At 74.7% G+C, this 3,929-nt stretch carries 2 protein-coding genes; one reads left to right on the top strand and one right to left on the bottom strand.

The features are described from left to right. Window positions 1-361: 361 nt before the first annotated feature. On the bottom strand, window positions 362-2,527 hold the full coding sequence (locus AB0K09_RS30820) for a RecQ family ATP-dependent DNA helicase (RefSeq protein WP_366068701.1): 2,166 nt from the start codon (window positions 2,525-2,527) through the stop codon (window positions 362-364). A gap of 173 nt (window positions 2,528-2,700) precedes the next feature. On the opposite strand from AB0K09_RS30820, the gene AB0K09_RS30825 reads away from it, so the two are divergent. Next, the coding region (locus tag AB0K09_RS30825) for a DUF4192 domain-containing protein (RefSeq protein WP_366068702.1) at window positions 2,701-3,929 on the top strand (1,229 nt) is incomplete at its 3' end.

The raw sequence follows: 3,929 nt of genomic DNA on the forward strand, positions 1-3,929 counted from the left end.
GGGTCGCGCAGCAGGGGCACCCCGGCGGCGGTCCACTCGGCCGGTTCGATCAGCCTGCCGTGGCGGGGAGCGGAGTCGGCTGACGCCGGCGGGGCCAAACCGAAGGCCATGATTCTCCCTTCGTCCGCACGCCCACGGGCCTGGGCGGGAGGGGCAGGCAGGGCACGGGCACACCGCTACGGCGGTCCCGGAGACCTGGGACGACGGGAGCGGGGAGCCGGTCCAATTCTCGCGGTCGCAGCGGTCGTGCGGCAACGATCAATTGGCGCCAGGACTCCGTCGCTGACCGGTATCCGGCGGTTCCGCTTCCGGCCCGGCGGCCACGCCGGCACCCCCCCGCGACCGCCCTGTCCCGCCGCTCTCAGCCCTGTACGGCCAGTACCAGGGGGAACACCTCCCCGGCTCCGGCCCGGCGCAGCAGCCGCGCGGCCACGGCGAGAGTCCACCCCGTATCCGTCAGGTCGTCCACGAGCAGCACCGGGCCGCCTGCCGACTCCAGCGCCCCGGCGAGGGCCGGCGGCACGGTCAGCGCCCCGTCCAGGGCACGCAGGCGCTGCGCGCTGTTGGTGCGCGAGGGGCGCTCGCCGTCGCCCGAGGGGCGGTACTCGATGCTGCCGAGCAGGGGCATGCGGCCGACCGCGGCGATGTGCTCGCCGAGCGACCCGATCAAGCGCGGACGGGTGCGTGAGGCGACGGTGACCACGCCCACCGGGCGGGCCGCGGCGCCGGGCGCGCCGGACGCCCAACCGCCCGGTCCCCGGGCCCAATCGGCCAGGACGGTCACGACAGCGTCGGCCACGTCTGGCGGCACCGGGCCGTCCGGCGTCTGCGGGGCGAGCAGCGGCCGCAGCCGGTTGCCCCAGCCGATGTCGGAGAGCCGTCCGAGGGCCCGGCCGGGCGAGGCCTGCTCGCCCGCGGGGATGCGGCCCTTGAGCTCGACACCGACGGCCGGCATGCCCGTCGGCCACATCCTGCGCGGCTCGACCTCCACGCCGGGACGGGCCAGCTCTCCCCGCGAGGCGTCCAGCGCGCCGTCGGACACACCGGCCGTGAACCGCGGCCCCGCGCAGTTGTCGCACCGGCCGCACGGCGCGGCGGCCTCGTCGTCCAGCTGCCGCCGCAGGAACTCCATCCGGCACGCGGTCGTCGCCGCGTACTCCCGCATCGCCTGCTGCTCCGCCTCGCGCTGACGCGCCACCCAGGCGTACCGCCGGGCGTCGTACGTCCACGGCCGTCCCGTGGCCGTCCAGCCGCCGCGCACCCGGTGCACGGCGCCGTCCACGTCGAGGACCTTGAGCATGGTCTCCAGCCGGGAGCGCCGCAGCTCGACCAGGGGCTCCAGGGCCGGCAGCGAGAGCGGGCGGTCGGCCGCGGCCAGCACGTCCAGCGTGCGGCGCACCAGCTCTTCCGACGGGAAGGCCAGGGACGCGAAGTAGGACCAGATCGCCTCGTCCTCGCGGCCGGGGAGCAGCAGCACCTCGGCGTGCTCCACGCCGCGGCCCGCGCGGCCGACCTGCTGGTAGTAGGCGATGGGGGAGGAGGGCGAACCCAGGTGGACCACGAAGCCGAGGTCCGGCTTGTCGAAGCCCATGCCGAGCGCGGAGGTGGCCACGAGCGCCTTGACCCGGTTGTGCAGGAGGTCCTCCTCCGCCTGCTGGCGGTCGGCGTTCTCGGTCTTGCCGGTGTAGGAGGAGACGGTGTGCCCGCGTCGGCGGAGGAAGGCCGTGACCTCCTCGGCGGCGGCCACGGTGAGGGTGTAGACGATGCCGGAGCCGGGCAGCTCGTCGAGGTGGTCGGCGAGCCAGGCCAGCCGGTGTGCGGCGTCCGGGAGCGGCAGGACGTGCAGGCTCAGGCTCTCCCTGTCGAGCGGCCCGCGGAGCACCAGCGCCTCCTCCGTGCCCTCGCCCGTCCCGAGTTGCTCCGCGACGTCGGCGGTGACGCGGGCGTTGGCGGTGGCGGTGGTGGCGAGGACGGGGACGCCGGGAGGCAGCTCGGCCAGCATGGTGCGCAGCCGGCGGTAGTCGGGACGGAAGTCGTGCCCCCAGTCGGAGATGCAGTGGGCCTCGTCGACCACGAGCAGGCCGGTGGCGGCGGCGAGCTTGGGCAGCACCTGATCGCGGAAGTCGGGGTTGTTGAGGCGCTCGGGGCTCACGAGCAGGACGTCGACCTCACCGGCCGCCACCTCGGCCTGGACGGTGTCCCACTCCTCGGTGTTGGAGGAGTTGATCGTCCGGGCGTGGATCCCGGCCCGCGCTGCGGCCTCCACCTGGTTGCGCATGAGCGCCAGCAGGGGGGAGACGATCACCGTCGGCCCGGCACCGCGCCGGCGCAGCAGCGCGGTGGCGACGAAGTACACGGCGGACTTGCCCCAGCCGGTGCGCTGCACGACCAGGGTGCGCCGGTGCTCCGCGACCAGCGCTTCGATGGCACGCCACTGGTCCGGGCGCAGCGCCGCGGTACCCGTGGTGTCGCCGACGAGCCGGGCGAGGACGGCGTCGGCCGAGGCGCGGAGGTCTTCGTTGCTCATGCCCCCATGCAACACGAGGGCACTGACAACGCGCGAACGGCCCTGGTGCGGGGCCGGGCACGGACCGCGTCTGAGCTGCGAGAACGTCGTTGTCCACAGCATTAGTACGACCATATGCGGGGAGTTATCCACAGGGGTGGCGCAGAGTGACGGTCACACGGGACGCTCGGTCCATGACGCAGCGCGATGAATCAGTGAGCCCCTCCGTCCCTTCCGCCGCCTCCGCCTCCACGTGGGGGACGGGCGCCGAAGCGCAGATCACCCTCCGCAGCCCCGCCGAACTCGCCGACGCCCTCCCGTACTTGATGGGCTTCTATCCGAACGACAGCGTCGTCCTGCTGGCACTGCACGGCGAGCGGGGCCGCTTCGGCGGCCGGCTCAGGCTCGGGATCCCGGAGAGGGAGGAGGAATGGCCCGACGTCAGTGATCAGCTGGCCGAAACCCTCGTCGCCGGCAGCAACAAACGCGGCGCCCGGCCCGACGGCATCGTCCTCTTCCTCTGCCAGGACCCAGCCCCGGGCGAGACCGGCCGCGAGGTGATGGAGCGGCTGCGCCCCCTCGCCCAGTGCCTGAGGATCTCCTGCGGCGGCCTGGACGTCCCCGTCTTCGAGGCGCTGTGCCTCTCCGACGGCCGCTTCTGGTCCTACTGCTGCCCCGGCGACGGCTGCTGTCCACCCGACGGCGAGCCGCTCGCCGCGCCGGGAACCACGGTCATGGCGGCGACCGCCACCTACGCCGGCATCCAGGTCCGCGGCACCCTGCGGGACATGGAAGCCCGCCTCACCCCGCTCACCGACGCCCGGGCCGAGGAACAGCAGCGGGCGCTTGACGCGGCGGCGGCCGACCTCCTCCCGCGCATGCTCGACGGCACGACCCGCGCGACCGTCCGCACGGAGACCCTGGAGCTCGCCCGCCTGGTCGTCCGCCGCCTCCACGACGCCCCGCCCGCCGCCGCGCCCACGGAGGCCGACGCGCACGACGACGCCCTGATCGCGCACGACGAGGCGGCGGCGATCATTCTCGGCCTGCAGGACCGCACCACCCGGGACCGCGCGGCGGAATGGATGGAGGGCCCCCAGGCCCCCGCCGTCCTACGGGCCTGGCGCGCTCTCGCCCGCCGCTGCGTGCACCCCTACGCCGAGCACGCCACCGCACCCCTCACTCTCGCCGGCTGGGTCGCCTGGTCGACCGGCGACCAGCCCGAGGCGAGAGTCGCCCTCAGCCGCGCGCTCACCATCGACCCCGAATACCTCTTCGCGAAACTGCTGCACCGTGCGTGCAACGAGGGGCTCGACCCCGAGCCGCTGCGCCGCTGCCTGCGCCGTGACCGAGCCGACCGCGCCCTGCGCGAGGCGATGGCCCGGGCCGAGGCCGAGCGCGCCGACCGCGCGAACCTGGCTGC

Source organism: Streptomyces sp. NPDC049577, from assembly GCF_040675635.1.
Taxonomy (GTDB): domain Bacteria; phylum Actinomycetota; class Actinomycetes; order Streptomycetales; family Streptomycetaceae; genus Streptomyces.